The sequence below is a fragment of the Roseateles chitinivorans genome (assembly GCF_050632235.1).
In the GTDB taxonomy this organism is placed as follows: domain Bacteria; phylum Pseudomonadota; class Gammaproteobacteria; order Burkholderiales; family Burkholderiaceae_C; genus Roseateles; species Roseateles chitinivorans_A.
On sequence record NZ_CP192584.1, the window covers coordinates 5,811,474 to 5,838,083 of the forward strand.

At 70.5% G+C, this 26,610-nt stretch carries 20 protein-coding genes and 2 pseudogenes; 4 read left to right on the forward strand and 18 right to left on the reverse strand.

Annotated elements, in window-relative coordinates:
* Positions 1-58: 58 nt before the first annotated feature.
* The 14 genes and pseudogenes from ACQ859_RS26490 to ACQ859_RS26555 form a co-directional block, all read right to left on the reverse strand.
* A complete protein-coding gene (locus ACQ859_RS26490; protein WP_431263472.1) occupies positions 59-1,555 on the reverse strand; it encodes an Atrophin-1 multi-domain protein in 1,497 nt (498 codons plus the stop codon).
* A 4-nt stretch (positions 1,556-1,559) separates the two neighbouring features.
* On the reverse strand, positions 1,560-2,204 hold the full coding sequence (locus ACQ859_RS26495) for a serine acetyltransferase (protein WP_431263473.1): 645 nt from the start codon (positions 2,202-2,204) through the stop codon (positions 1,560-1,562).
* Between the two features lies 1 nt (position 2,205).
* Positions 2,206-3,261, reverse strand: a complete 1,056-nt coding sequence (locus ACQ859_RS26500; protein ID WP_431263474.1) for an acyltransferase family protein — start codon at positions 3,259-3,261, stop codon at positions 2,206-2,208.
* On the reverse strand, positions 3,258-4,820 hold the full coding sequence (locus tag ACQ859_RS26505) for an O-antigen ligase family protein (RefSeq protein WP_431263475.1): 1,563 nt from the start codon (positions 4,818-4,820) through the stop codon (positions 3,258-3,260). Before ACQ859_RS26505 ends, ACQ859_RS26500 begins: the two co-directional genes overlap by 4 nt.
* Before the next feature lie 99 nt (positions 4,821-4,919).
* Positions 4,920-5,153: an exosortase-associated EpsI family protein gene (locus tag ACQ859_RS26510; RefSeq protein ID WP_431263476.1), complete on the reverse strand. Its 234-nt coding sequence runs from the start codon at positions 5,151-5,153 to the stop codon at positions 4,920-4,922.
* The gene (locus tag ACQ859_RS26515; protein ID WP_431263477.1) at positions 5,105-5,695 is read right to left on the reverse strand and encodes an exosortase C-terminal domain/associated protein EpsI; all 591 of its coding nucleotides are present in this window, start codon (positions 5,693-5,695) and stop codon (positions 5,105-5,107) included. Before ACQ859_RS26515 ends, ACQ859_RS26510 begins: the two co-directional genes overlap by 49 nt.
* Positions 5,692-6,624 (reverse strand): exosortase B, encoded by a 933-nt coding sequence (gene xrtB / locus ACQ859_RS26520; RefSeq protein WP_431263478.1) that lies wholly within the window; start codon positions 6,622-6,624, stop codon positions 5,692-5,694. Before xrtB ends, ACQ859_RS26515 begins: the two co-directional genes overlap by 4 nt.
* 135 nt (positions 6,625-6,759) lie before the next feature.
* On the reverse strand, positions 6,760-7,680 hold the full coding sequence (locus ACQ859_RS26525; protein ID WP_431260908.1) for a polysaccharide biosynthesis tyrosine autokinase: 921 nt from the start codon (positions 7,678-7,680) through the stop codon (positions 6,760-6,762).
* The gene (gene epsF / locus ACQ859_RS26530) at positions 7,680-9,098 is read right to left on the reverse strand and encodes a chain length determinant protein EpsF (RefSeq protein ID WP_431263479.1); all 1,419 of its coding nucleotides are present in this window, start codon (positions 9,096-9,098) and stop codon (positions 7,680-7,682) included. The genes ACQ859_RS26525 and epsF overlap by 1 nt, the downstream gene beginning before the upstream one ends.
* 43 nt (positions 9,099-9,141) lie before the next feature.
* Entirely contained in the window at positions 9,142-10,038 is an 897-nt protein-coding gene (gene epsE, locus ACQ859_RS26535) for a polysaccharide export protein EpsE (protein ID WP_431263480.1), read from the reverse strand.
* Complete coding sequence (locus ACQ859_RS26540) at positions 10,038-11,072, reverse strand: EpsD family peptidyl-prolyl cis-trans isomerase (RefSeq protein ID WP_431263481.1); 1,035 nt, start codon at positions 11,070-11,072, stop codon at positions 10,038-10,040. The genes epsE and ACQ859_RS26540 overlap by 1 nt, the downstream gene beginning before the upstream one ends.
* Positions 11,073-11,474: 402 nt before the next feature.
* Positions 11,475-13,394, reverse strand: a complete 1,920-nt coding sequence (locus ACQ859_RS26545) for a S8 family serine peptidase (protein ID WP_431263482.1) — start codon at positions 13,392-13,394, stop codon at positions 11,475-11,477.
* 10 nt (positions 13,395-13,404) lie between these two features.
* Entirely contained in the window at positions 13,405-14,106 is a 702-nt protein-coding gene (locus ACQ859_RS26550; RefSeq protein ID WP_431263483.1) for a DVUA0089 family protein, read from the reverse strand.
* A 223-nt stretch (positions 14,107-14,329) separates the two neighbouring features.
* Positions 14,330-15,386, reverse strand: a pseudogene (locus ACQ859_RS26555) (AraC family transcriptional regulator).
* A gap of 242 nt (positions 15,387-15,628) precedes the next feature.
* Between ACQ859_RS26555 and ACQ859_RS26560 the strand changes: the two are divergent.
* Both ACQ859_RS26560 and ACQ859_RS26565 read left to right on the forward strand, forming a co-directional pair.
* A pseudogene (locus tag ACQ859_RS26560) lies at positions 15,629-16,758 on the forward strand (MFS transporter).
* Positions 16,759-16,780: 22 nt separating this feature from the next.
* Positions 16,781-17,821: an NADP-dependent oxidoreductase gene (locus ACQ859_RS26565; protein ID WP_431263484.1), complete on the forward strand. Its 1,041-nt coding sequence runs from the start codon at positions 16,781-16,783 to the stop codon at positions 17,819-17,821.
* 120 nt (positions 17,822-17,941) lie between these two features.
* Here ACQ859_RS26565 and ACQ859_RS26570 read toward each other — a convergent pair whose 3' ends face one another.
* Positions 17,942-18,919, reverse strand: a complete 978-nt coding sequence (locus tag ACQ859_RS26570; protein ID WP_431263485.1) for an AraC family transcriptional regulator — start codon at positions 18,917-18,919, stop codon at positions 17,942-17,944.
* Between the two features lie 182 nt (positions 18,920-19,101).
* Between ACQ859_RS26570 and ACQ859_RS26575 the strand changes: the two genes are divergently transcribed.
* On the forward strand, positions 19,102-19,638 hold the full coding sequence (locus tag ACQ859_RS26575) for a carboxymuconolactone decarboxylase family protein (RefSeq protein WP_431263486.1): 537 nt from the start codon (positions 19,102-19,104) through the stop codon (positions 19,636-19,638).
* A gap of 230 nt (positions 19,639-19,868) precedes the next feature.
* Here ACQ859_RS26575 and ACQ859_RS26580 read toward each other — a convergent pair whose 3' ends face one another.
* From ACQ859_RS26580 to ACQ859_RS26590, 3 genes are all read right to left on the reverse strand, one after another.
* Entirely contained in the window at positions 19,869-21,425 is a 1,557-nt protein-coding gene (locus ACQ859_RS26580; protein WP_431263487.1) for a methyl-accepting chemotaxis protein, read from the reverse strand.
* Positions 21,426-21,542: 117 nt separating this feature from the next.
* Complete coding sequence (locus ACQ859_RS26585) at positions 21,543-23,453, reverse strand: diguanylate cyclase domain-containing protein (protein WP_431263488.1); 1,911 nt, start codon at positions 23,451-23,453, stop codon at positions 21,543-21,545.
* Between the two features lie 66 nt (positions 23,454-23,519).
* Positions 23,520-23,933, reverse strand: a complete 414-nt coding sequence (locus ACQ859_RS26590; protein WP_431263489.1) for a response regulator — start codon at positions 23,931-23,933, stop codon at positions 23,520-23,522.
* A 374-nt stretch (positions 23,934-24,307) separates the two neighbouring features.
* Between ACQ859_RS26590 and ACQ859_RS26595 the strand changes: the two genes are divergently transcribed.
* Entirely contained in the window at positions 24,308-26,497 is a 2,190-nt protein-coding gene (locus ACQ859_RS26595; protein WP_431263490.1) for a CocE/NonD family hydrolase, read from the forward strand.
* Positions 26,498-26,610: the final 113 nt, after the last annotated feature.

A 26,610-nucleotide genomic window follows, 5' to 3' on the forward strand; every position in this document is an offset into this window, starting at 1 on the left:
GCGGGGTCATCCAACGGCTTCGTGATCAATCGTTCCTCCAGGATTCAGCGCGGATGGCTCAGGTCGAGGCCGGCAGCAGGTCGCCGCGGGCCCAGCAATCGCCCGACGCCGTGGCACGCACCACCAGGCGCGTGCCCGCGAATTTCTCCGGCCACTCGAAGGTGACCGACTTGCCGTCCGCCAGGTCGCCGCTGTCGAAAGCGACGCCGCCCTTGGCACCCGGATCGCCGCCGCGCACCTGCAGGCGCAGGGTCGCGCCGTTGCCGGTGCGCGCCGTCAGCGTCAGCTTCTGGCCCGGTTGCGGCTTGGCCCAGGTGACCGCGGTGATGTGACGGCCCGAGTTGTTGACGACGGCGAGGCCCGCCTTGGCGTCCTTCAGCACGACAGCCTGCGGCCAGGTCTCGAAACGCGCCTGCGCGTCGTCGCGCTCGGAGCGCCAGGCGCCGCGCATCGACAGCAGGTTCATCGGCTGGCGCAGTTCGACCGGCTTGCCGTTGCCGTCCAGCCAGCCCTTGGCCGAGCTGACGCGGCGCAGCGCGAGGCGCATGCGCTCCAGGTCGCTGGCGGCGCGGCTGTTCCACAGCTTGGCGGTGTGCAGCTTGGCGTTGCTGCCGATCTCGCAGTACACGACGAACGGCGTGCCCACGTTGCGGTCGACGACGTAGCCGCCGTAGACCTTCAGCGCCTCGGCGATGCGGCGCAGTCGCGCGTCGTCCACCTTGGAGACGTCGAAGTCCGGCGGCAGCATCAGCAGCGCGCCTTCAGGGATGCGGCCGTTGTTGTTGTTGAGCCCGGCGTCCGCCGAGGTCGCGGGGAAGACGTAGCCCGGGTCAGCGCTCAGCGCGTTGAAGGTCAGCGAGATCGCCAGCGCATGGCGGATCGGGCCCGCGCCCTCTTCCAGTTCATGGCGGCGCACCAGCCCGCCCATCGTCGGTACCGCGGCCGCGCGCGCGCCCTGGAAGTAGTGGGCCGGATCGCCCCAGCCGCGGCCGTCCAGCCGCGTCCACGCGTACTGCTTGGCGCACCACTGGTCATCGACGCGGGTGAGCTTGTAGAAGGAATGGATGATGCCGGCCTCGGCATCGACGATGTCGGCGTGGCCGTCCAGGCCCTCGGCCGGATTGACGCTCGCGGGCCAGTGCGGCAGCACGACCTCGGGCTGCGTGGTCTCGGCATCCGGATCCCAGACGCCCTTCTGGCCCGGCAGGCCGACCACGCGCATCGGCGGATCGTCGGGCTGGCAGACGAAGACACCGGTGGACCACTTGCCCGACTCCAGCGCCGGCGCGTAGGACGCCTTGGGGATCTCCCAGTCGTCCAGCGTGGGCTCGACCGGACGGCTGTTCCACGGCGACTGCGCCGAGAACGGCCGCAGCACCGTGCCGAAGCGGTCACCCTTGGCGGCGTCGGGCGTGCGCCTGCCCTTGGCGTCCTTGGCCTCCTTGGCAGCGGGGGCATCGCCGCCCTCGCCCGCGGCCCACAGCGCCGAAGGCAACGCACCCGCCGTCAGGCTCCAGCCCGCGGCCGTGCACCAGCGTCGTCGATCCCAGGTCATCGTGTCATTCCTCCATGGTCATCGGGGACGCGAGGTCCGACGACGTGAGCGCTGCAGTGGCTGCGGACTCGCCGGACGGCGGCGCCGCCTCACGCGCGACGATCCGCGCCGGATTGCCGACCGCGGTCGCGCCCGCGGGCACGTCGCGCAGCACGACCGACATCGCGCCGACCTTGCAGCCCGCGCCCAGGCGCACGCCGCCCAGTACCTGCGCATAGGCGCCGAGCTCGACGCCGTCCTCGAGCACCGGGCACGGACCGTCCTCGACGCGGTTGCCCAGCGTCACGCCCTGGCGCAAGGTGCAGTTCGCGCCGATGACGGTGCCCGGATTCACGAACACACCGCCGAAATGCCAGATGCGCAGCCCCGGCCCGATGCGGCATTCCTTCGGCAGGCTGATGCCGGTGACGGTCTCGACCGCGCGGAAGGCCAGCCAGTAGAACCGCGTGGACCAGCGCCGCGCGCCGCCCTCGGGCATCGCGTCCACGCGCCGGCCGAAGCGGTAGACCCGCAGCGCCCACAGCGATTGCTCGCGACGCAGCGCGGCGGCACCGCCACAGCGGGCCAGATCGGCCTGCCAGTCGGCGTCCTCGCGCGCGTTGCGCGGGGCCCGCGATGCGGCGCCCGGGGAATGGCTGGAGGACGTCATCTCAGACCTCCTTCAAGCGGTGGCGGCCACCGGTGCCGAAGCGCTTGGCCAGATCGTTGAACCGGCGTTCGACCTGGAAGGTCGACACATGCGCGACCGCGAACAGCACGACCAGCAGCAGCGGCCGCTTCAGGTACTTCGTCGCCACGTCGCCGCTGCCCAGCCAGGTGGCGGCCAGCGGCAGATGCCAGATGTAGAGCGCGTAGGAAACCGTCGCGACGTAGCTGAACATCCGCCCGCCGAGCACGCGCGACAGCCGGTGCGAAGGCTGTGCCAACAGCGAACCGACGAAGGCCGCGGCGACGTACGGCCGCAGGAAACCCAGCGGGTTCAGGCCCGGATGCGGCAGGAAGCTGCAGGCCAGCAGGACGACAAGCAACAGCGGAACCATGCCGCGACGCGCAAGCACGTCGCGTGCCACGGCCCAGTGGCGCGAGTGCATCAGCAGCGCCAGGCAGGCGCCGGCGAGCAGGTCGTCGCAGCGGAACCAGGTGATGCTGGACGCGGTCACCTGATGGCTCACGCGCAGCGCGGTGGTCGCCAGCAGCAGCGCCGGGAACAGCCACCAGATCGCGCGCGGACGCAGCCACAGCAGCAGCGCCGACAGCATGTAGAACTGCACCTCCAGGCACAGGCTCCAGAAGTGGTCGGTCGGCGGCACCAGCCGCTGCGGTGGCAGGTTGGCGTAGAAGAGCAGGTAGCTGAGCGCCGTCTCCAGGCTTTCCGGCTGGAACGCCCAGACCACCGCCAGGCAGATCCACGCGGCCGGCACCACGCGCAGCAGCCGCCGCGCGACGAAGGACGACACCGTCGGCCGCTTCAGCAGCTGCCCGGTGATCAGGTAGCCCGACAGGATGAAGAACAGCGCCATGCCGAAGATGCCCAGCGACTCGTTCAGCGGCGTCCCGCCCACGCGCAGCGGGAACAGGTGGGTCCACAGCACCGCCAGGATGCTGACCGCGCGCACGCCGTCGAGCGCGGGCTGGCGCTCGCTGGGCCGGTGGCCCGCGGCGACGGCCAGGGCCTCGCCCGGATCGCGGTCGGGCGACGTGCTCATCGCCCCTGCTCCGCGCCGTTGAACGGCAGCGTGGGCGAGAACTCGCTGACGCGCGGCAGGGTCGCCGGGAACTCGCTGACGCGGTCATGCGGCTGCCGCGGCCGGTACTTGCTCGGCCGGATGCCCCACGGCCGGCGCTGGCGCGGATCGGCCGCGCCGGCGATGCGGCAGGCCAGCGCGCACACCACGCCCATCGTCAACCAGAAGTACCAGTTGTAGATGAGGTAGGACAGCATGTTGTCCGACAGCGAGACCAGGAAGTTGGACAGCAGCAGCGCCAGCGCGATCAGCGCCAGCAGGCCGCGCACCGGCAGCAGCGCGCGCAGCATGCGGGCGGTGGCCACGAAGATCCAGCCGTAGGCGGCGACGCCCAGCGCGCCGTATTCGAAGAACACCTGCACCACGGCGCTGTGCGCGCCCCAGCTGCGGCCGCCGGCCATCGAGAAGAAGGTCTGCGAGTGGAAGACGAACGACTCCGCGCCGTAGCCGAACGCCATGCGCGAGGTGGCCATCCACGACAGCGCGTCCGACCACAGCAGCTTGCGCCATGCGAAGGAATTCAGCTTGGCGTACTGCACCACCTGGTTGCCCTCGGCCAGGCCGAGCACGCGCTCGCGCACCTCGGGGATCAGCATGGACAGCATGCCGCCGATGACCAGATAGACGAGATAGCGCCGCTCGCGGAACAGGCCGTACACGATGAAGATGAACAGCACGGAGATCCACGCGCTGCGGGTCTTGGTCGCGAACAGCAGCCCGACCAGCAGCAGCAGGTAGAGCACGACCGTCGCGGTCGACAGGACGCCGCGGCCGGCCAGACCGCTCTTCCAGCGATAGAAGATGACGCCCACGGACAACACGAGATAGAACGCCAGGATGTTGGCGTGAGGGAACGGGCCGCCGTACCGGTTGGACGCGACTTCGAAGCCGTCCACGCTACCAGCGGTCCTGCCCAGGCCGATGTAAATCAGCGTGACAACTGCGACAGGCACCGACGACCAGGTGACCAACTTGAGCAACCTGTTCAGATCCGCTTCTTCCTTCACCAGGTAGAAGCTGACCAGGAACAGCGCCATGACCGACAGCTGGCCCAGATAGAGCCGCAGCGCCTGCACCTTGTCCGGCGAATACACCAGCCCCAGCGCCTGCACCGCCACGAAGGGCAGCCACACCATCCACGCGACGCGCGGCACGCGCTTGGGATCGCGGGCGATGATGATCCCCGCCAGCACGATGATCAGCGCGTTGAGCAGGCCGCCCAGGCCGCCGATGGCGGCGAGCCGGGTCTCCTCGAAGATCGGGTTGGCGCCGGCGCGCACCAGCAGCACCGCCAGCAGGAAGGCCTCGCGGCTGTAGAGGAACAGGAAGGCCGTGACCAGCATCAGCGGCAGCACCGCCAGCATCGCGGGACGGTCCGAGGCCATGCCGCCGACCATCACCGTCATCAGCCCGATGGCGACCGCGCCGGCCAGCAGCCCGGCCAGCGCCAGCAGCGACATGCCGTCCAGGCCGTCGCGCCAGAGGCGCCAGGCGCCCGTGATCCGTCCGACCGCGCTCATCGCCCGATCTCCCGGTGCGCGCGCGTGTCCGATCCCGTCCGAAGTCCGCTCCTCATGCCGCCGTCATCCCGTCACGTCCCGTCATCCGTCGCTCCGGCCTCAGCGCACCAGCAGCGGGCGCGTGCCCGGGGGCACCGCGGCCACCAGCTCGCGCAGGAAACCTTCCATCACCACCTGCGACTGCGCGGCGCCTTCGGCGCGGTTCAGCCGCTGCGACGCGCGCACCAGCATCCCGTCGGGGATGCGGCCGCGGAAGCCCTCGTTGAGGATGTACCAGCGCGCGGTCAGGCCGTCGCCGCCGTACTGCGAGCCGATGCGGATCCAGTACCGCACCGACTCGTACCCGCCGCCGCCGCGCCCTCGGTCAGCAGCTGCGTCGTGGGCACCGGCTCCGCACGGCCGGCCGTGACGATCGGGGTGCCGTCGCCGATCCGGCGCACCGCGTAGCCCTGCGCCGGGTAGCAGACCTCGGGCCGATGGACCTTGACGTCCTGCCGCTGACGCTCGCCCCAGGCCAGTGCCAGCTGCACCTGTTCGCCCTGGCTGTTGACGTAGGTGCGCATCACCGTCTGGTCGTAGGGCTGCTCCTGCACCGTCTCGACCCCTTGCGAGACGTCGATCTGCGGCGTCGAGTCCTGGACGGCCTGCCAGTCGCCGAAGGCCTTGGGCACGGTCGCGTCCAGGCTGGGCGCGCCCTGCACCGCCTGCAGGCGCGGCGTGGCCAGCCACGCGCCGCCGGCCGCGACGGCCATCAGCGCCACGCCGGCCAGGCAGGTGGCGACGGACAGCCTGGGCAGGCGCAACGCCGCGGGCGGCGCCGGGGGTGTCGGAGTTCCAGGAGTTCCAGGAGTTCCGGGATTGATGGTCGTGCTCATGCCGCCTCCTTGCCGCGCCAGCGGTCCCAGCGCATCGAGAAGGTGCGCAGCAGGCCGTCCACGACGACGATCAGCATCAGCGCCGTCAGGAACAGCGCCATGCCGGAGAACTCGTGCATGAAGCCCTGCCCCACGTCGTCCCCGAAGTGGTAGGTCAGCAGCGCCAGGATCAGGATGCGGATCACGTTGGAGCAGTAGGAGATCGGAACGATCAGGATGGCCAGCGCGATGTTGCGGAACACCGATTCATGGCGCACCACGTTCATGTAGAGCAGGCCCAGCGCCTCGAGCGTGAACAGCGAGTTCAGCCCCGCGCAGGCATCGGCCACCATCAGCTGGTAGGGGCCGATCTGCAGGATCACGCCGGCGCGGGCCACCGGGTAGCCCAGCGCGAACATCAGGTGCTCGGCGCCCCAGGACGCGGCCAGCTTCATCGGCTGGGTGATGACGTCGACGATGGACGCCGGCAGCGGCACCGCGAACAGCAGCAGGAAGAACGCGAACCAGTAGCGGCGCGCGAGCGCGGGGCCCGCCAGGATCAGCGCCAGCCCCAGCAGGACCGGCAGCAGCGAGCCCAGCTCCAGCAGCGCGATCGACTGCGAGCGACCCAGCACATAGGCGGCCAGGCCCAGCACCAGCACCGACCAGCCGGCCAGCGGCGCGGGGCGCACGGCGAAGGTCTCGCCCTGCGAGGCCAGGCGGCGGGTCTGGAAGTAGAAGTACCAGGCCGACAGCGCCAGCACGATCGGGCCGTGGGAGTTGCGGTCGCCGCGCCAGGGGCCGTGGATGAAATCGATGATGGTGGGCACGTACAGCAGTGCCAGGCCGGCGGCCAGCGCCAGCAGCGCCAGCCGGTTGAGCGCCCAGAAGCCGCGGCCCGGCCCGGGGCCTGCGCGGTCACCCGAGCGGAGGAACAGATTGCTAGCCATGACTTTCACTGCGATCCCTGCAAAGACGGTCGGCGACGGGCAGACGGCGACGTCGCGATCCGCCAGGGATCGCGCGCGTCGCGGCGGAGGGCCCGGGGTTGCCGGGCCGGCAAAGGGCTCTTGGCGGCCCCGGACTCAGTATTCGTTCATGACGGTGCCCACGAGCGTCGTGGACACGCCGTCGAGGCTGTCGGTCAGTTCCTGCAGCGCGGTGACCCGCGACTTGTTCTGGCGCGCCAGCACCAGCGCCGCGCCGCAGCGCGCGGCCACGATCGCCGCGTCGGCACCATATTGGCCCGCGGAGGTGTCCACCAGCACATGGTCGAACTTGCCGGCCAGCTCGCGCATCAGCAGCCCGAAGGCGGGGCGCTCCAGCAGCTCCACCGGGTTGGGCGGCACCGCGCCCACCGGCAGGATGAACAGGCTGTTCATGCCTTCCACCTGCTGGATCACGCGCGGCTCGCTGCGGCCCGAGAGGATCGAGGACAGGCCGGCCTGGTTGTTGACGTCGAAGATCTCGTGCTGGCGCGGGCGGCGCAGGTCCGCGTCCACCAGCAGCGTGCGGCCGCCGAGTTGCGCCAGCGTGACGGCCAGGTTGGCCGTGAAGTAGCTCTTGCCGTCCAGCGAGTCGGGGCTGATCACGGCCAGCGCGCGGCGCGGCTCGTTCTCGCGGTACAGCCGCATCGTGATCTGGCTGCGGATGCCGCGGAAGACTTCGGCCTGCGACGAGAACGGCGTGTTCAGCGCCACCAGCTCCGGGCTGCGGACCTTGCGCTCGCTCGGGGCGTAGGGATAGTGGAACTGCTTGGACAGCGCCTCCAGCACGTCCTCGGCGTTCGCGTAGCCCAGCGCCACGGCGGCCTCGCCGAAGCGGATGCCGCGCTCGCGCTGGTACTGCAGCACGCGCTCGACCTGGTCGGCGGTGAGGTTGCGGGTCTCGGCGATGATCGCGCCGATCGAGCGGTCATGCACGCCCGGGCCGGAAGACTTGCTGTTGATCGGTGCGTCCACGGATTTCCTCTGGGCCAACGGGATGGGTTCCTTCAGATCGGACATCAGGCGGTCCCTCGGCTGGGTCGGGCGGAATTCCCGAGCAGTCGACGTTCCGCCGACGGCAGCGCCGACGCGCGCTTGCCCGGCGCGGGCAGCACGCCCAGCATCGGCAGCGGCAGCACGGCCATGACGTCGTCGGCGTCGCGCACCTTGCGGTCACGCATCTCCAGCAGCAGCGCCAGGCCCACCGCCAGGATCACGCTCGCGACGAAGGCCAGCGCGGTGTTCAGCAGGATCTTGGGCGACGAGGGCTTCAGCGGCGCGACGGCCTCGGTCAGCACGTTGACGTTGCTCTGTGTGGTCTGGCTCTCGAGGCTGGTCTGCGTCAGCCGCGTCGTGATGTTCTCGTAGGCGCGCTGGGCGCTCTCGGCCTCGCGCATCAGGCCGCTGGCGTCGTCGCGCGCGGCCTTGAGCTTGGCGACCTTCTCGCGCTGCGCCTCCAGCGCAGTGCGGATCTCGCCTTCGCGCTGCTTGTTGATGTTGTTGGTGACGGTCACGCCGCCGCTGACGCGGCCGATCTCGGTGCGCAGCTTGCTGCGCACGTCCGCCACCGTGGCCTTGGCCTCGATCACCTGCGGGTGGTTGTCGCCGTAGCGCGTGCCCAGCTCCTGCAGCTTGCTCTCGGCGCGGCTCAGGTCGGCCTTGAGCTGCATCACCACCGGGTTGGCCAGCACGTCGGGCAGCTGCTCCGCGCCGCGCGCGGCCTGGCCCTGGCGGCTGCCGGACTCGGCCGACAGCGCCTGCAGCGCCACCAGCTGCGAGGACAGCTCGGACAGGCGGTTGTTCTCGACGTCCAGGCGCTCGTCGCTGGCGATGATGCCGTGCTCGCGCTCGTAGGCGGAGAGCTTGGCGCGCGTGCTCTCGAGCTTCTCCAGCGCGACCTTGGCCTGCTGGTCGAAGTAGCCGGCGTACTGGCGCGCGGGGTCGACGCGCAGGTCCAGCGTCGTCGACACGTAGGCCTTGACGAAGGCGTTGGCGAGCGCGGCCGCGAACTGCGGGTCCGGCGCGCGGTAGGCCACCGTCAGCACGTTGCTCTCCTTGGAGGGCTTCACGTCCATGTTGGCCTGCAGGAAGGCGATCAGCCACTGCTCGATCGTGCCCTCGCCGCTGGTGGCCGTCTGCCACTGCTCGCGGATCGCGGGGACCTCCGCCAGGCGGAGGTCGCGCACGACGCGCAGCGCGACGCGGTCGCTGCTGATCACGTCGACCTGCGTGTTCATGAAGGCCGGCGAGGCCAGGCCCGGGTAGATCAGCGCCGAGATCGGATCGGGCTTGGCATCCACCACCACCGAGGCCGTGGCCACGTACTTCTTGGGCAGCACCAGGCTCACGGCGAACGCGGTCAGCGTGGTCAGCAGCACGACGAGCAGGACCAGGGACCAGCGCGCGCGCAGGATGGAAAACAGTTTGCTTGGCGTCACGGGCACTCCTCAGCCGGGCCTTGGCGGCCCGGCATCACACAACTCAGAACAGGCTCTCTCGGACGAAGATCACGTCGCCGTCCTTCAGCGCCTCGTCCATCGCGGGCTTGATCTCCTGCACCTTGCCCGCCGTGTCCTTGCGGTGCACGCGGATGCCGCGGTCGGTGCCGCGCAGCGTCAGACCGCCGCCGGCGGCCAGGCCCTGCAGCAGCGTCATGCCGCGCTCCAGGCGGATCTGGCCGGGCTTCTGGACTTCGCCGTAGATGTAGACCATTGGGAAGCGGTCGACCCACAGCACGTCGCCGTTGAGCACGACCACGTCCTGCTCGCGGCCGTTGGGGCCGAACAGCGTCGGCAGGTCCACTTCCAGGCGGAAGGCCTTGCCGCCGCGCACGCCCGACAGCACGACCGTGTCGCCGCCGGTGGCGGCCACGCCGCGCGCGTTGGCCAGCAGGTCGGTCAGGCGGGTGTCGGCGACCTCGAGCGGGTAGCGGCCGGGCTGGTTCACCTGGCCCAGCACGCTGGCCTGGTTGCCGGTGACCTTCAGGACCACGATGGTGACCTGCGGCTGCTTGACGAAGTTGCCCTTCTTCAGGCCGTCGGCGATGCGCTGCTCGGCATCGCTGATGGACAGGCCGCCGATGCGGATCGAGCCCAGCAGCGGGAAGGTGATGGTGCCGGCTTCGGACACGCGGGTCTCGAGCAGCATGTCCGGGTTCTGGAACACGCTGATGCGGATGGCGTCGCCCGATCCCAGGCGGTACTCGGCGGTGGCGCCGGAAGCCAGGCCGGTCGGCGCGGCCGGGGCCGTCGCCGTGGTGGCGGGACGTGCCGGCGCCTGCGCGACGGCGCCGCCGGCGAGCGACAGCGAGAGCACCGCCGTGGCGGCCGTGGCGGCCACCGAGGCGAAGGAGAGGATCGGGAAGCGACGCGTATTCATCATTTGATGCCTAGACCCTTGGCAAGGTTGTTGTCCACCGGGCCGCTGGCGGCGCCGGTGGGGCTGTCGGAGGCGGCGGGCTCGAGGGCCGGCACCGCGGGAGCGGAGGTGGGCGCGGGCGTCGCCGGCGTGGCGGCGGGCGCGGACGCGGCGTCGGCGAACTTGCCGACGTATTCGATCTTGGCGTTGTCGCGCATCGACTTGATGTCCTTGGCCACCAGCTCGGCTTTGCGCTGGTTCAGCAGGAACATCTCGATGGACGGGCGCGCCTGGGCTTCGGTCGCGGGCTGGCGTTGCGAGCCGGCGAGGAAGAGCACGGTGATGCCGTTGGGCTGGCCGTTCATGATGAACTGGCCGTCCTTCAGGCGCGAGATCGCGTCGAGGTTGTTGAGCGGGATCTGTTCGGCCGAGCGCACGATCTGCGAGCCGACGAACTTGAAGTTGTCGCTCTTGAGCGCTTCGAGGAAGTCCGGCAGGGTCTTGGCGGCCTGCAGCTTGGTGCGGATCGCTTCGAACTGATCCGGCTTCGCCTCGATGTTGATTTCCTGCAAGTTGTAGATGCGACGGTCGGCAAAAAGTGCCGGCTTGTCGTTGTAGTACTGCTTGATTTCCTGGTCGGTGGGCTTGGTCGCCGTCTCGCCGATGCGTTCAGCATAGGCCCTGGCGATGATCTCCCGCTTGGCGGTTTCGATCTGTTGCACCACCCGGGGATCGCGATCCACCTTGAGGTCCTGGGCCTTCTGCACGGCCAGTTCCTGGTCGATCAGGCGCTCCAGGATCTGGCGCGACGCGGCGTCCACCTGCTCGGGCTTCACGTTCGGCTGGCGCTGCAGCACGAAGTTGATCTGGTGGACGGTGATCTCTTCCTTGTTCACCTTGGCCGCGGTCTGCGAGGCCTTGGCGCCGCTGCCGCCGCCGCAGGCGGCGAGCACTGCCGCAGCCAGTACGGCAGCGCAGACGGTCGCAAAACCGGCGACGGCCGGTGCGGCCTGTCGCGCTTGAATTCCTTGATCCCGAGTCCTCATCGCAAGCATGGTGTCGACCTTGATGTTGTGTCTGTCCGGCGGCCCCTTGAGGGGTGCTCTACGCGTACGCGAGCGGCGAGTGTAGCCCTGCACCATGACTGAACTTACCCGTTCCGGAGGGCCCTGAGACCCCCATCCCGGGTTCGCAGGGGTCCATAGCAAGAATGGGTCCCGCCTCTGTGGGACGGGGACCTCCGGACCCCGCGAACAAGGGGGATGCGCCCTGTAAAGATGGCCTCGGAAAGGGCCCTCGGACCGTCATTGCAACGGCTTGAAAAAGGCGTCAGAAGGCGAGCATGGAACGTCGTGCCGGGCACGCCAAAGACAAGGCCGCCAACCTTGCGGTCGGCGGCCTGAAGGCTCCGGGTCGCGAGCCAGCCCCGGGGCGGACCCCGGACTGGCGAGGGTCGCTCAGGGCAGCTTGTTCAACGCATTCACCGCGTCGATCAGGCCGAAGCCGTCGTACAGGCTCCAGCCCTTCACCGCCGCGCCGCCGGAGAACGGGATCACGCGCGCCGCCGGGGTGCCCTGCAGGATGCTCTTGATCTGCTTGGGCGTCAGCGAACCGGGGCCGCCGGCCTTCTGCAGCATCAGCGCCGCGACGCCGGCCGCATGCGGTGCCGCCGCGCTCGTGCCGAAGAAGTTGTTGAAGCCGTCGCCTTCGTAATCCGAGTTGGGGAAGAAGAAGGTCGTGTTGCCGCCGTCCGGCGCGGCGAAGTCGGGCTTCTTGCGGGTCTCAGGCACGGCCAGGCGGTTGCCCGCGGCGTCGAACGCGATCGTCACCGGGCCCGGGCTGCTGAAGCTCTCGAACGCGGGGATGAACGGGGTCTGCTGCGTCGCCGGGAAGCTGTAGCGGTAGGCCGCCACGCTGTTGGCGCCAGCCGCGGCGCTGTGGCCGAAGGTCGTCGGGCCGCTGCGCACCTGGAAGGGCGCGCCGCCCCAGCCGTCGAGGTTGACCAGGCGCACGCGCGAGGCCAGCTTGGTGCCGGCGCTCGTGCGGCCGACCATGATGCGGTAGGTGCCGCTGGCGCCGCCCGACAGGCCGACGATCTCCTCGCCGAAGTCCGCCGCGATGTTGTTGGTCGCGAAGGTGAACACGCAGTTGCCGGCCGCGTTGATCAGGTAGAAGTTCAGGTCGGTCGTGACCTTGCCTTGATAGAACAGGTCGTCCCACTGCAGCAGCAGCGTGGAGCCCGCGCCGCTGTAGGTCACCGGCAGCGCGTAGGTGCCGCCGCCGAAGTCCAGGAAGCCGCCGGCCACGTTGGCCTTCGTGCTGCCCGAGGACGGCGAGCTGGTGCAGGTGTTCAGCGACGCCAGGTTGACGTTGCCCAGGTTGGACGGCGTGGTCGAGAAGGTCGCGACCGGCACGTCGATCGCGCCGCCGCCGCCGGCCGAGCCCTGGTTGCCCGCCGACGAGAAGTACGAGACCGGACGGCCCGCCAGCGTCGTGCTGTTGACGACATCGTTGACCGCCTGCGCGACCTGTCCGTCGGAGAAGAAGGGCTCGTCGTAGTAGAAGACGTCGTCGACGATCACGTCGGCGCTGCAGGCGGGTTCCGTGCGCAGCCGGCGGATGTTGTCGGCGAATGCGGCCTCGCCGGCGAAGGCGGTGGCGAAGCACTGGTCCGCACCGGGGGCCACGTCTTGCACGATCTGCATCATCGCGCGGCCTTCATCGGTGTTGCTCGGATCGGCACCGATGTCCAGGACCCACTTCGGCGGACGCAGGTCGCCGGAGGCGATGTCGTTGGCGGCGCGCACGGTGGTGAAGCTCAGCGGCGATCCGTCATAGGAGTCCGAGAGCACGCCTACCGTGATGCCGGCGCCGGTCCAGCCGGCGGCGTTGGCGACGTTGCTGCGCAGCACCGGCGCACCTTGCGAAGTGGTCAGGCCCACGTTCTTGTGCGGGCGGCGCGTCAACTTGGCCAGGTGCAGGCCGCTCGTGCCCGACAACGCGGCCAGCGCGGACGTCGGCACGTAGGCCGAGATCGCGCCGTTGTTGAACAGGCGATTGACGCCGGTCACCCGCGCGCCGGACGCTTCGAGCTGGGCCTTGAAGTCGTCGATCGACGTGCCGGCCTCGAGATAGAGGTCGACCAGCACGCGGCCCTGGTCGTCGGACAGCGACTTGACGTAAGGCTTGAACTCGTCGGCGTCGACGGCCAGTGAGCGCAGCTGGCGGCGCGACTGCTGGTCGACGAGGTCGGACAGCGCGCCGTCGAGCTTGGCGTGCTGCGCATAGGCGCCGCCGCAGGCGGCCAGGGCCAGCAGCGCGCTCAGGACGCGCAGGCGGGGAGCGGTGTGCTTCGGGGTGCGATTGGAAGTCGTCATGGGCGGCTCCTCAGGCTTGTGCGGTGGTGACGGGCTTGCGGCGGCGGATCAGGCCGGCCGCGCCGAGGGCGGCGCCGGCCAGCAGCAGGCTGCCGGGTTCGGGGACGTCGGAGGCCGCGGCGGCGCTCGCGCCGACCAGCCGGATCTCGTAGTCGCCGGACTCGCTGGTCACGCTGCTCCAGCCGGTCAGCGCGCCGGAGCCGCCGATCGCGGCGACGTTGCCGCCCTGCCCCAGCAGCGACGGGAAGATCGCCGAGCCGCCGCTCACCGGCGTGTAGCCCGCGCCGGTGATGGCCAGGTAGTACAGGCCGCTCACGGTCGGGATGTAGTTGCTCAAGCTCGACTGCGAGCCGCCCACGTCGCCGTCGTCGTCGTTGCCGATCAGGCCCTTGCCCGCGGCATCGAACAGGTACAGCACCGTGTCGAAGAAGTTGTAGTCGATGCCCGAGGCGGTGGTCGTCGCGGAGAACGCCGTGCCTGCGGTCAGGTAGATCGCGAACAGGTCGGCATCGCCGTCGGTCGTGCCGCGGATGATGTCGATCGGGCCGCTGCCCAGGAAGGTCTTGGCCGTGACGAGGGTTTCACCGGCATCGGTGCCGCCCTCGACGAAGACGGCGGCGGCCTGCGCGGACGTCGCCGCGCCGAGGGCCAGGGCTGCGATCGGCAGCCAGGTGTTCTTGAGGCTCTTGAAGCTCTTGATTCGCGTGAACATCGAACGTTCCCCCTGAAAGGTGTGGACACCCCGCGCGGCACAACCGCGCTCGGTGCGGTGCTGAACAGAGGGAACGATGCACAACTTGTGCCAAGTGTCACGAAATTTCGAGGTACGTCGTCGGAAACACCGATGGCCACGGCACTTGCGGCCGTCGTGCGGCGACCACCCCGATCCACGGGGGACCCCGCGACGCGGGGGTGTAAAGCCGGCCGACTCCGGGTTAGCCCGCAGCCTGCGCGGCCGAGCGCCGCAACGCGCCGGGCGGCTGGCCCACGATGCGCTTGAACGCACGGCTGAACGAGGCCTCGGAGTCGTAGCCGAGCCGGTCCGCCGCGACCGCGACACGCATCCCCTCGTGCGCGATCCAGCGGCGGGCCTGGAACATCTTGACCTTGGCGACGTATTTCGCCGGGCTCTCGCCGACCGTCCGGGTGAACGCCTCGGCGAAGCGCGAGCGCGAGGCCCCCATCAGCCCGGCCAGTTCCGGCACGCTCCAGTCTCGTTCGGGCTCGGCATGGATGGCTGCGATGACCTTGCCGATGCCGGGGCACTGCACGGCCGCGATCCAGCCGCTGGCGTCGTTGCAGGCGCATTCCACCCAGGCGCGGATGATGGTCGCCGCCAGCACGTCGGCCAGCCGCGCCAGGATGCCGCAGGCGCCGATGCGGTCCAGCGCCACCTCGCGCTCCATCGCTTCCAGCAGCGTCGGCACCGTGGGGTCGCGACGCGCCAGGTCGTTGGCCCGCATCGCGTCCGGCATCATCGCCAGCAGCGGATGCAGCGGGTCCAGGTTGAAGCGCATCGCGCCGCAGAACATGACGTCGGGGGACTCTCCGCGGCTGCGGTCTCCTCACCCGCCCCTCGCCGTCAGCATGACGCGCGCCCGCGCCGGCCATCGCCACGGCCTCCGCGCCGACCAGGTAGATGTCCTCCGCGACCGGCCGGCGCGAGATCGAATCGATGTCCACCGCCGGCAGATCCGGCGCGCTCGCCAGCACATGCGCGCTGCCGCGCGGCAGCAGCACCGCGTCGCCGGCGTTCAACTGCACCCAGTCGCTGCCCGGCGTCCTCAGCCAGCAGCTGCCGCGCGCCACGAAGTGGAAGCGCGCCTCCTTGCGCGCCGGGAAGGCGATCGCCCAGGGCGCGCGCATCAGACAGCGGCCGTACTCGACGCCCTCCAGCCGCAGCCCCAGCAGGATCTGCGTCAGCAGGTCGGCGGGTTTCAGCGGGGTCGGCGGCAGCGGCTCCACGGAGGGTCTGGAGGAATCGTCATGCATTTCGGCTCTTCCGGCATGGAAACGCCAGGATCCTACCCATAAGCTGATAGCCATACCCACTGTCCCTCTTCTCCGCCGTGTCTTCCACCTGCACCGACTGCCTCGACGCTCCCCGCCCGCCGTTGGGCGCACCTCCGGGTTCCGCCTCTACCCACCCCTCGCAGGGCGAATCGGTCTCCGTCGCGCTCGCGGCGGCAGCAACGGCAGCCCCCGCCGCCGAGGAGCCCGCCCACTGGGCGGCGATCGCCTCGCTGACCGTGGGCGTCTTCGGCCTGGTGACGGCCGAGTTCCTGCCCGCAAGCCTGCTCACCGCGATGGCGGGCGACCTGAACATCAGCGCCGGGGCCGCCGGACAGACCGTCACGGCGACCGCGCTGGTCGGCGCCGTCGCCGCGCCCTCGATCCCGCTGCTGACCAGGCGCTTCGACCGGCGCCTCGTCCTGATCGCGCTGACGCTGCTGCTCGTGCTCTCCAACGTCATGGCCGTCACCGCGTCCAGCCTCGGCGTCCTGCTCGCGGCGCGGGTCATCCTCGGCGTCGCGCTGGGCGGCTTCTGGTCCATGGCGGCAGCCCTCGCGATGCGGCTCGTGCCCCTGCACCTCTTCGCGCGCGCCATGTCGGTCATCCTGGCCGGCGTCTCGGTGGCGACCGTCTGCGCGGCGCCCATCGGCGCCTGGATGGGCGAGATGTGGGGCTGGCGCAGCGCCTTCGTCGCGGCGGGCGTGCTCAGCCTGATCACGCTGGCGTCGCAACTCCTGACCCTGCCCAAGCTCCCGCCCAAGGACAACCCCAACCTGCGCGTCCTCGGCGAACTGCTGACCCGTCCCGGCGTGCGCGTCGCGCTGCTGGCCGTGCTGCTCGTGATCTCCGGGCACTTCGCCGGCTTCACCTACATCCGGCCGCTGATGGAGAACATCACCCACCTGCCGGTCCCGATGATCTCCGCGGTCCTGCTCGGCTACGGCATCGGCGGTTTCTTCGGCAACCTGGTGGGCGGCTTCCTCGCCGAACGCAGCGAGCGGCGCGCCATCGTCGCCGGCGGCTCGCTCATCGTCGTGCTCGCCGCCGCCCTCCTCCTGGCGGGCAGCTCGGTGTGGGTCACCGCGGTGGCGGTGGTGCTGTGGGCTTCGCCTTCGGCGCCTTCCCCGTCGGCTTCCAGACCTGGATCGTGCGTGCCGCGCCGGACCAGGCGGAAGGCGCCGGCGGGCTGCTCGTCGCCGCCTTCCAGATCGCCATCGCCAGCGGCGCGATCGGCGGCGGGATGCTCGTCGACCACATCGGCGCGCTCGGCGGCCCGACCTTCGCGGCTGCGGCCATCACGCTCGGCACGCTGCTGACGCTGCGCCACGGACCGCGTGTGGCGAAGGCCTGATCTTCGACACCTCCCCGGAAGGATGCTCATGACCCCGCTCGTCAACCGGCGCATCGTCCTTGCCAAGCGCCCTGCCGGGCGGCCGACGCTGGAGGACTTCCGGCTCGAATCGGTGCCCGCCCCCGCGCCCGCCGAGGGTCAGGTGTTGCTCCGCACGCTGTTCCTGTCGCTCGACCCGTACATGCGCAACCTGATGGACGAGGTCGGTCCGGGCTACGCGCCGCCGATCGCGATCGGAGACGTCATCGTCGGCGGCACGGTGAGCCGGGTGGTCGAGTCGCGCCATGCGGACTTCCGCGCCGGCGACCTCGTGCTTTCCCACGCGGGCTGGCAGGACTACGCGCTGAGCGACGGCGCCGACCTGATCGCGTTGGGCGACATGACGCGGCCCTCGCTGGCGCTGGGCGCGGCGGGCATGCCGGGCTTCACCGCACGGGTCGGTCTTGAGGAGATCGGCCGCCCACGTTCAGGCGAGACCGTGGTGGTCGGCGCCGCGACGGGTGCGGTCGGCGCGATGGTGGGGCAGCTCGCGATGCGCGCCGGCGCGCGCGTCGTCGGCATTGCGGGCGGGGTGGACAAGACCCGGCACCTGATCGAGACCTTCGGCTTCGACGCGGCGGTCGACCGACGCAATCCGCAGTTCGTGGAACGCCTGCGCGAGGCGGCGCCGGACGGCATCGACGTCTATTTCGAAAGCGTCGGCGGCGAGGTGCTGGCCGCCGTGCTGCCGCTTCTCAACATCGGCGCGCGCGTGCCGGTGTGCGGCTTCATTGCGCATTACAACGACGACGACGGCGCCGGCGCGGACCGTCTGCCAACGCTGCTGGCCACGGTGCTCCAGAAGCGTGTCCGCATGGAGGGCTTCATCGTCCTCGATCACTACGGCGAAGGCATGGCGCGCTTCAAGGCCTTCCAGCGCGAGATGAACGCAGCGATCGCCGCTGGCGAGATCCAGGCGCTCGAACATGTCGTCGACGGCCTCGAGCTCGCGCCGAGGGGGCTGATCGATCTGCTCGATGGTCGCAACGTCGGCAAGGCGGTGGTGGCCGTCGCGACACCGTGACAGGTGTCAGGCCCGCAGTCGACGGCTGCGAGTGGGGCCGGAATGGTGCGTGGGGTTCGCGGACGCGATGCCCCACGCGCCGTGGAGTGCCCGCGCTTGGCCGATCGCCGTCGGGCGGCCTTACCCCAACCGCTGTCGCACGGGCAGCGCCACGTTGTCTGGCGCTGACTGAAGCGCCTCCACCCCATCGCGCCACGCCGCGGGCGTCACCCCGATCTCGCGCTTGAACGCGCGTTGGAACGCGGCTTCCGACGCATACCCGACGGTTTCGCCGATGGCGGCTGGCGACTCGCGCCCACTGCGCAATCGCCGGGCGGCCTCCGTCATCCGGACCTGGTGGAGGAACTCTGCCGGAGAGACCCCGGCCGCGGCCTGGAAGCTGCGGATCAGCGAGGAGCGAGACAGGGCGGCGCGCTCGGCCATGCTGTCCAGCGACCAGTCGTGGGCGAGGTTCCCGAGGATGTCGACGACCAGGGCCGCCAATCGAGGATGCGCGCCGAGCGCCAGGACGCCTGGGGCTTCGACGGTTGCCGGGAGGTTCCCGTCCATCGCCGCGCGCAACGCGACGGCGAACAGCGCGCCGGAGAGGTGGCGGAGCAAGGCAGCCCCGCCTTCGCCGGGCGCGTCGGCCTCCTCGCGCATCAGCGCCAGCAGCCGCGTCAGGCGCGAGCCGGGTCCGGGGGAACGTACCACCATCGCCGGGGGCAGCAGCGCGCGGATCAACTTCGACGACGCGGCCGGGACGATGAACCGCCCGCACAGCAGCGTGCCCTCGCCGGGACCTTGCAGGCTGGCTGGATCGCGATCGCGCAGCCGATGCGCGCCGCCGGCGGGCAGCATCAGGATGTCGCCCGCGTGCATGGGCGCATCTCGCAGACCCTCTGCGTCGACGAGGGCCTCGCCGTCGAGCAGCACGTGGAAGGGCATGTGATGTCCGGCCTCGGCGACCTTGGCGGCCTGGTCCAGCGACCATCCCGCCCCGAGATCGCAGCGGATGTCGAGCCGTCCGTCGACGTCGACCAGCGCCAGCAGCCGGTCCAGCCATCCCGCACCGTCCCTGGCCTCTTGCGCTCCCTTCACGTCGGTCCCGTCCGCCATCGCCTCCTCCCCTCATCGACCGTCGACACGGTCCGTCTGAAACGAACGGGCATTAGACAGGCTCGGACGGGCATGGGCGCCGGAGCCGGCGATTTCTACAGTGGCGTCACTGCAGCGATGCAGCGCCGCCGCCCCGGACATGCACCGGCAACGACGGCCCTCCCACTTCAAAAGGAAATGCCATGTCCCGCCTCACCGCTCCCGCCATCGCCGATGCGCCCGCCGCCGCTCAACCGCTGTTCGACGCCATCCGCAAGGGCGCGGGCAAGGTCCCCAACGCCTACGCGCTGATCGGCGCGCTGAGCCCCGCCGCGCTGAAGGTGGCGATGGAAGGCGACGCCGTCCTGTCGCGTGGGGCGCTGTCCAAGGTCGAGATCGAAGTCATCCGCATCGCGGTCAGCGCGCAGAACGGCTGTGGCTACTGCGTGGCCGCGCACTCGGCGATCGGCAGGATGGTCGGGCTGAAGGCCGACGAACTGCGCCAGCTGCGGAGCGGCGACAGCGTCGAGGATGCGAAGCGCCAGGCGCTGGTGGACTTCGCCCGGCATGTGACGTCGACGACCGGCACGGTCGCTGCGGAACGCGTGCAGGCGGTGCTCGCCGCGGGGTGGACGTCCGCGCAGATCGTCGAGGCGTTGCTGACGATCTCGCTGATCGGCTTCACCAACCTCGTGAACCGCGTCAACGACACGGACGTCGACTTTCCGGTTCCGGTCTGAGTACTACAACGGCCGCTGGCCCTCACCCCCACCCTCTCCCGCAAGCGGGAGAGGGAGCAAGAGGAGCAAGCGCCGCGAGTGAAGCCGGTCGGACTCCCTCTCCCGCACCGCGGGAGAGCAACCGTGTCAAACGCAGGCAGCGGTGAAAGTTGCTCCCTCTCCCGCTTGCGGGAGAGGGTGGGGGTGAGGGCCTGCGGACGTGGCGGTCAACGACAGCTTGACTGGCGGATTCAACCGAGCCGGAACCTCGCCACCGACGCGACCAGCGCCTGCGCCTGCTGGCGCAGGCTCTCCGCGGCGGCGGCGGACTCCTCGACCAGCGCGGCGTTCTGCTGCGTCACCTGGTCCATCTGGTTGACCGCCTCGCCGACCTGGTTCACGCCCTGCGACTGCTCACGCGTCGCGCTGCTGATCTCGCCGACGACGTCGGTCACACGGCCGATCGCGGCGACGATCTCCGTCATCGTCGCGCCGGCCTGCTCGACTTGGCCGGTGCCCTGCTCGACACGCTCGACGCTCGCGGCGATCAGCGACTTGATCTCCTTGGCCGCTTCGGCGCTGCGTCCCGCCAGCGCGCGGACCTCCGACGCCACGACCGCGAACCCCTTGCCGTGCTCGCCCGCCCGCGCCGCCTCGACCGCCGCGTTCAGCGCCAGAATGTTGGTCTGGAAAGCGATGCCGTCGATGGTGCCGATGATGTCGGCGATGCGGCGGCTGCTCTCGTCGATGCCGCGCATCGTCTCCACGAACTGCGACACGACCGCGCCGCCGCGCTGCGCCACCTCGCTCGCCGAGCGGGCCAGCCGGTCGGCCTGTTGCGCGTTCTCGGAGGTCTGCAGCACCGTCTCGCCGAGTTCGGTCATCGTGGCCGCCGTCTCCTCCAGCGCGCTGGCCTGCTCCTCGGTGCGCTGGCTCAGGTCGTGGTTGCCCATCGCGATCTGGCCGCTGGCGCTGGCCACCGACTCGCTGCCCTCGCGCACGCCGCCGACGACCTGCCGCAGGCCGGTCTGCATCGCCTTGAGCGCGGCGATCAGACTGCGCGTGTCGCCCGGGCGCACGCGGATCTCGCCGCTGAGGTCGCCCTCGGCCACCTGCCGCACCAGGCGCGCCGCCTCGGCGGGATCACCGCCCAGCTGGCGCCGCACATGCCCCAGCAGCAGCAGCGCCAGCCCGATGGCCACGCCCACCGACACCAGCGTGAGCGACAGGCTCCAGCCGTGCCCAGCGGCGTAGCTCTTCTGCGCGTCCAGCCGCGACTGCTCGCTGCCGGCGGCGTTGTAGTCGGCGCTGCGCTCGATCGCCTTGACCCAGGTGTTGAAGCTGTTGCGCGAGTCGGCGCGGAAGAAGGCCTTCGCCTCGGCGTCCGTTCCGTCGTTGCGCGACAGGTGCAGCAGCCGCTCCTGCGCCGCGAAGTAGGCGTCGCGCGCGGCGACGACCTCGGCGTAGAGCCGCCGTTCCTCGTCGTTGGTGATGTAGGGCTGGTAAGCCTTCTCCGCCGCGGCCAGTTCCTGGCGGGCGTGGGCGATGTTGCGCTCGATCTGCGCCATCTCCTGCCTGTCGTCGGACAGCAGGTGGTCCGGCTCCATGCGCCGGATCTGGTTGGCCTTCACGCGGATCGCCGCCATGTTCTGGATGCTGGGCAGCCAGTCCTCGGCGATCTCGGTCGTGCTGTCGTGCACGCGGTTGAGTTGCAGCAGCCCCATGCCCCCGACCAGCGCGCACAGCGCCACCAGCATCACGAAGGACACGGTCAACTGCGTGGACAAACGCCAGGTGCCGATGTTCATTGGAGTTCCCCCTTTTAACCAAAGGAGTCGCCATGATGAGGCTTGGCGTCGGTGCTTTCCAGCGGGGCAAGCCCCTTTTACTCCCTCTCCCGCTTGCGGGAGAGGGAGCAATGCGGATCAGGCCGCCACCGCCCATTCCGAGTGCACATGCCCGGCGATCTGGATCTGGCCCTTGCCGGTGCGCTTGACGGCGTACATCGCCTCGTCGGCCGCGTGCAGCAGCTCGCGGCAGGCATCGCCGCCGCCACCGATCACGGCGCCGATGCTGGCGCCGACCGAGACCTTCTCGCCGCTGTCCAGCGTGATGCGGCGCTGGATCGAGAACAGGCAGCGCTGCAGCGTCTGCTCGACGTCCTCCGGCCGGTTGACGCCGGACAGCAGGATCGCGAACTCGTCGCCGCCCAGGCGCGCGACGACGTCGTTGCTGCGCACCAGGTCCTGCAGGCGTTGCGCGATGTCGGTCAGGACCTCGTCGCCGGCCTCGTGGCCGTGCTGGTCGTTGATGGCCTTGAAGCCGTCCAGGTCCAGGTAGCAGACCGCGAAGCCCCGGCCGTTGCGGCGCGCGTTGTTGATGGCGTCGCCGACCTTCTCCTCGAACAGGCGGCGGTTGGGCAGGCCGGTCAGCACGTCGCGCAGCGCCAGGTGCTGCGCCTGCTCCTCGCTGCGCTTGAGCCCGTCGATGTCGACGAGCATCCACATCGATTCGTTCTCCGACAGCACCGTGCCGTGCAGGTCGACCCAGAACTCGGCGCCGTCCAGCCGGCGCATGCGCAGCTGGGTGTGGAAACGGCCGCCCGAGCGCATCGTCGCCAGGCTGGCCTCGCGGACGCGGGCGTGCTCCTGCGGGCTGAGGAACAGGGTCTGCGCCGGCAGGCCGACCATGCCGCCCGCCGGGGAGCCGAACATGCGTTCCATCGCCGGATTGCCCCACAGCGCGTGGCTGTCGCGGATGCGGACCATGCCGATCAGGTCGTTGCGCAGCATCGCGTCCTGCTCGCGCGCCAGCTGCTGCAGCGCATCCTTGGCACGGCGCTCGCGACGGTGGATGCGGTGGATCAGCGCCGAGGCGGCCGCCACGGCCAGCGCGACCAGCGCCGCCAGCAGCGACTGCTGCACGACCTGCCCCCGCCAGCCGGCCAGGAAGTACTGGCTGCTCATGCCGGTGAACAGCGTCATCGCATAGCCCGGCACCTTGCGGTAGGCGGTGATGCGCTCGACGCGGTCGAGCGCCGTCGGCGTGATGTAGACGCCACGCTCGCGGTTCTGCGCCAGCGACCGCACGGCCTGCTCGGACAGCGACTTCGTGCCGAAGCCCTTGGTCGAGCTCGGCTCGCTGGCCGAGTAGCGCGCCACGAGGTTCAGTCCGTCGGAGCGCAGCGAGACCGCGCCCGAGGGGCCGAGCGCGACGCCGCTGAAGCGGTCGACGAAGTGCTGGGCCGTCACCACGGCATAGACGATGCCGTCGAAGTTGCCATCGTGGTCGATCAGGCGGCGGGCCAGGATGATGCACCAGTGGTTCTGCGCGCGGCTGTTCAGCGGCTCGGAGATCACCATCGTGTCGGTCTGCCGCGCCTGCGCGAAGTAGGCGCGGTCGCCGACGTTGAAGGGCCGTTCGCCGGGCATCAGGCCGGTCGTCACGGTGCCGTGGATGTCGGTCACGCGCAGCGCGGCGACCTGCGGCAGCAGGCCGCGCTGCTCCTCGAGCAGGCGAGCCACCATCGCCGCCTGGTCCGGGGACTGGCGGCTGCTGCGGTAGCGCAGCGCGATCGTGGCCAGCGCGTTGTCGGTGTTGCGCAGCTCGGCGCCGACCTCGACGGCGATGTTCTGCGCCAGGTTCTCGACGACGTCGCGGGCGCGGTCGGTCTCGGTCTGGCGGTGGTTCCAGAGGCTGAGCGCGGTCATCGCGGCCAACGCCACGATCATCAGCAGGTTGCCGACCAGCAGCCAGGAGGCCATGGGCCCGCGCGGCGCCCAGGACAGCGTCGGCAGCGGGAACGGCAGCCGGGGCAGTGTCATCGTGGGCTTCATGGCGGGTCCTCCAGTCGGTAGGTGCGAGCGTTCCGGTCTTTCGTCGCCGGTTCGTGGCTCGGGAACTCAGCCGTTGGCGACGGCACGGCGGCCGTCACGCAGCGGGGTATTGGCGGCGCCGCGCCGGCAGAGGTCCTGCAGGTCGGCGAGCAGCTGTTCGAAATCGAATGCCTTGTCATAGAAGCCGTCCGCGCCGACGCGGCGGCACGGGGCGGCATGGGTGCGGGCGTCCTCCGCGCTGAGCACGAAGACGCGGCCCGCGTAGTCGCTGCGGCGCAGGCGGGACAGCACCGACAGGCCGGTGCCCTGCGACAGGTTCAGGTCGAGCAGCACGACGTCGGGCGTGGTGGCCATGACGGCGTCGACGGCTTCGTCCTCGCCGGAGGCCTGGGCGACGACCGTGATGCCGTCGAGCTTCTGGGCGCGGCGGACCAGGAGTTGACGGACGGGGACGTTGTCTTCGATGACGGCGATGTTCATGGATGTCATCGTCGTCGCAGCGCGCCGCCGCCGCCATCCAGCGGCTCCCACTGGCGATGAGCGCCGCCTCCCGCAGCTGCTGTAGGGACTTGACCTACAGGCGCGTCGGGACGCTGGAACCCGACATCGCCGGACGGCGCGGGCGTGACATCCTGCGCGCACTCCGGCGCGACGTCCGCATCGTGGGGTGCCACTTCCATGATCCGGAATCGGACGGCATCCGGTCCGCGCGGGGGCCGGCGGCGGCAAGCCGCATACCCATCGGCCTCCTGATTTCCCCCGTGCCATGCCCGTCGCGGCCCGGCATAGTCGCCCCCTCATGCCCCACAGAGTCGCTCAGCGACCACCCGACCCTCGGGACCTGGAGACAAGACATGACCCTGGCCTTTCCGACGCCGCGCGGCACCTCCCGCCCCTGGCGTTCACGCCGCGCCCGCTGCCGGGCGCTGATCGCGGCGCTGGCCGCCAGCAGCGCGCTCGTCACGCTCGGCGCGCTCGCGCAGACCACGACGCTGGGCACGCGCGGCACGCTGGCGGCGCCCAATCCCGCCGTCACCGCCAACGCGGGCACGACCTGGCCGGCCACCGCCTACAGCCGCGGCCCCGACCATCCGCGCGCGGTCACGCTGCCGCTGCAGTTCATCCGGCTCTCGTCGGGCAAGCAGCTGGCGGTGCTGGTGTCGATGCCGGCGGACTTCCTGGGCTTCCCGAAGTCCGGCCGTTATCCCGTCGTGCTGACGCAGACCGCCTACCGGATCGACGTCGGCCAGTTCCTGGGCGTGTTCACGCCGGCCGGCGGCAACACGCTGCTGATCGGCGGCCTCGACCAGTTCATGGTGCGCCGCGGCTACGTGACGGTCGCGATCGATGCGCACGGCACCGGCATGAGCGGCGGCGTCACGCAGCTGATCGGCCAGGACGAACAGCAGGCCTACCGCGAGGCGGTCGAGTGGGTGACGCGGCAGTCCTTCTTCAACGGCAACATCGGCGTGGCGGGGACCTCCTACCTCGGCATCAGCTCGCTGCTGACCGCCGGGCAGCAGCATCCGGCGGTGAAGGCCGCGTTCGCGACGGTGCCGATGGGCGACGCGTACCGCGGTGTCGCGGCGACGGGCGGTCTGTTCAACGCGCAGTTCCTGAGCACCTGGCTGCCGCTGACGCAGTCGCTGAGCGTGGCCAACGCGCCGGAGCTGCTGCTCAATCCCTGGTACGCCAGCCAGATCAACGCGGCCACCGGCGACCACGTGGCGGCGATCGACACCTGGTATGCGCCGACCTTCGACGGCTTCGTGGGCAACGCGAGCGGCATCGCGACCGACGACGGCTCGTTCTGGGCCGGCCGCTCGCCGGTGGAGAGCGCCGGGCGGATCCGCGTGCCGACCTTCATCGTCGGCGCATCGCTGGACATCTTCCAGCGCGACCAGCCGCTGCTGTACGAGCAGATCAAGCGCAACGCGACGGCGAAGCTCGCGATCCTGCCGGGCTCGCACCTGGCGTCGGTGGCGACGGGGATCCTCGGCTTCGGCGGCGCCCCGTCGTACGGACCGCCGAGCACGACCTCGCTGCTGCTGCAGTGGTTCGACCAGTACCTGAAGGGGCGTCCGGCCGGGGCCGACGCGCTGCCGACGGTGACGCAGTTCGTCGACGGCTACGGCAGCGGCGGCACGCCGCGGTTCGCGACCGCGAGCGACTGGCCGCATCCGAAGATGGCGCCGCAGCGCTGGTACCTGCAGCCCGACGGCAGCCTGGCCTCGAGCATCCCGGCGGTCGCCGCCGGACGGACGGTGTCGGAGCCGCCGGCGCCGACGGCCACGCGCGGCACGGTGCTGGGCACGATCTTCACCGCCAGCGTGCAGATCCGCGATCACAGCGACTGCTCGGCGAGCCAGGTGCAGTGGACGCTCGGCCTGGCGGGGCTGCTGCCCAAGCCGTGCTACTCGGACAGCGCCCAGGTCGAGTCGCTGCAAGGGGCGGCCGTCTACGAGACGGCGCCGCTGGCGCAGGACCTCTACCTGAACGGGCCGATCCAGGCGGACCTGTGGATCTCGGCCTCGCGCTCGCAGGCGGCGCTGTCGGTGCGCATCGACGACGTCGATCCGTCGACCGGCGCGGTCAAGCCGCTGACGCATGGACTGATGTCGGCGGCGCACCGCGCGGTGGACACCAGCCGGTCGCGCTTCGTCAACGGCACGATGATCCAGCCCTGGCATCCATTCACGGCGGGCGCGGCGCTGCCGGTGGTGGCCAACGAGCCGATGCTGGTGCCGGTGGAGGTCTTCCCGGTCGCGGCGCTGGTCCGCGCGGGGCACCGGCTGCGCATCGCGGTCAGCGCGAGCAACCAGGCCCAGGGCATCTGGCCGACGCCGCTGCAGCAGCAGGCCAACGGCAACGTGACGACGATCCATGCCGGACCGCTGCGGCCGTCGAGCATCGTGCTGCCGGTGGTGCCGGCGGGGAGCTCAACTGAACCCTCCGAGGTTCGTGTTGTCGTGAGACAAGCGGGCCAGGCAACGCCTGACCCCGCGAACACCGGTCCCCGCAATCTGCATTCGTCGGGGGAATGACCTACTCACAGGTGTATCCCCCGACGAAGCGCTCTTCCGAGGGAGTGATTTCCTCGCACTGCCTGCCGAAACTGCTGGTCATTGGCGATGACTTCGCAGCTTGAAAGGATGAG

Bases quoted from the DNA above. Each gene is read 5' to 3' on its own strand.
- ACQ859_RS26575 (WP_431263486.1), top strand. From the start codon at position 19,102: ATGTCCCGCCTCACCGCTCCCGCCATCGCCGATGCGCCCGCCGCCGCT.
- ACQ859_RS26515 (WP_431263477.1), bottom strand. From the start codon at position 5,695: ATGAGCACGACCATCAATCCCGGAACTCCTGGAACTCCTGGAACTCCG.
- ACQ859_RS26525 (WP_431260908.1), bottom strand. From the start codon at position 7,680: ATGTCCGATCTGAAGGAACCCATCCCGTTGGCCCAGAGGAAATCCGTG.
- ACQ859_RS26590 (WP_431263489.1), bottom strand. From the start codon at position 23,933: ATGAACATCGCCGTCATCGAAGACAACGTCCCCGTCCGTCAACTCCTG.
- ACQ859_RS26565 (WP_431263484.1), top strand. From the start codon at position 16,781: ATGCTCATGACCCCGCTCGTCAACCGGCGCATCGTCCTTGCCAAGCGC.
- ACQ859_RS26500 (WP_431263474.1), bottom strand. From the start codon at position 3,261: ATGAGCACGTCGCCCGACCGCGATCCGGGCGAGGCCCTGGCCGTCGCC.
- ACQ859_RS26505 (WP_431263475.1), bottom strand. From the start codon at position 4,820: ATGAGCGCGGTCGGACGGATCACGGGCGCCTGGCGCCTCTGGCGCGAC.
- ACQ859_RS26585 (WP_431263488.1), bottom strand. From the start codon at position 23,453: ATGAAGCCCACGATGACACTGCCCCGGCTGCCGTTCCCGCTGCCGACG.
- xrtB (WP_431263478.1), bottom strand. From the start codon at position 6,624: ATGGCTAGCAATCTGTTCCTCCGCTCGGGTGACCGCGCAGGCCCCGGG.
- ACQ859_RS26540 (WP_431263481.1), bottom strand. From the start codon at position 11,072: ATGCTTGCGATGAGGACTCGGGATCAAGGAATTCAAGCGCGACAGGCC.
- ACQ859_RS26545 (WP_431263482.1), bottom strand. From the start codon at position 13,394: ATGACGACTTCCAATCGCACCCCGAAGCACACCGCTCCCCGCCTGCGC.
- epsE (WP_431263480.1), bottom strand. From the start codon at position 10,038: ATGAATACGCGTCGCTTCCCGATCCTCTCCTTCGCCTCGGTGGCCGCC.
- ACQ859_RS26495 (WP_431263473.1), bottom strand. From the start codon at position 2,204: ATGACGTCCTCCAGCCATTCCCCGGGCGCCGCATCGCGGGCCCCGCGC.
- ACQ859_RS26570 (WP_431263485.1), bottom strand. From the start codon at position 18,919: ATGGCGGACGGGACCGACGTGAAGGGAGCGCAAGAGGCCAGGGACGGT.
- ACQ859_RS26490 (WP_431263472.1), bottom strand. From the start codon at position 1,555: ATGACCTGGGATCGACGACGCTGGTGCACGGCCGCGGGCTGGAGCCTG.
- ACQ859_RS26580 (WP_431263487.1), bottom strand. From the start codon at position 21,425: ATGAACATCGGCACCTGGCGTTTGTCCACGCAGTTGACCGTGTCCTTC.
- ACQ859_RS26595 (WP_431263490.1), top strand. From the start codon at position 24,308: ATGACCCTGGCCTTTCCGACGCCGCGCGGCACCTCCCGCCCCTGGCGT.
- ACQ859_RS26550 (WP_431263483.1), bottom strand. From the start codon at position 14,106: ATGTTCACGCGAATCAAGAGCTTCAAGAGCCTCAAGAACACCTGGCTG.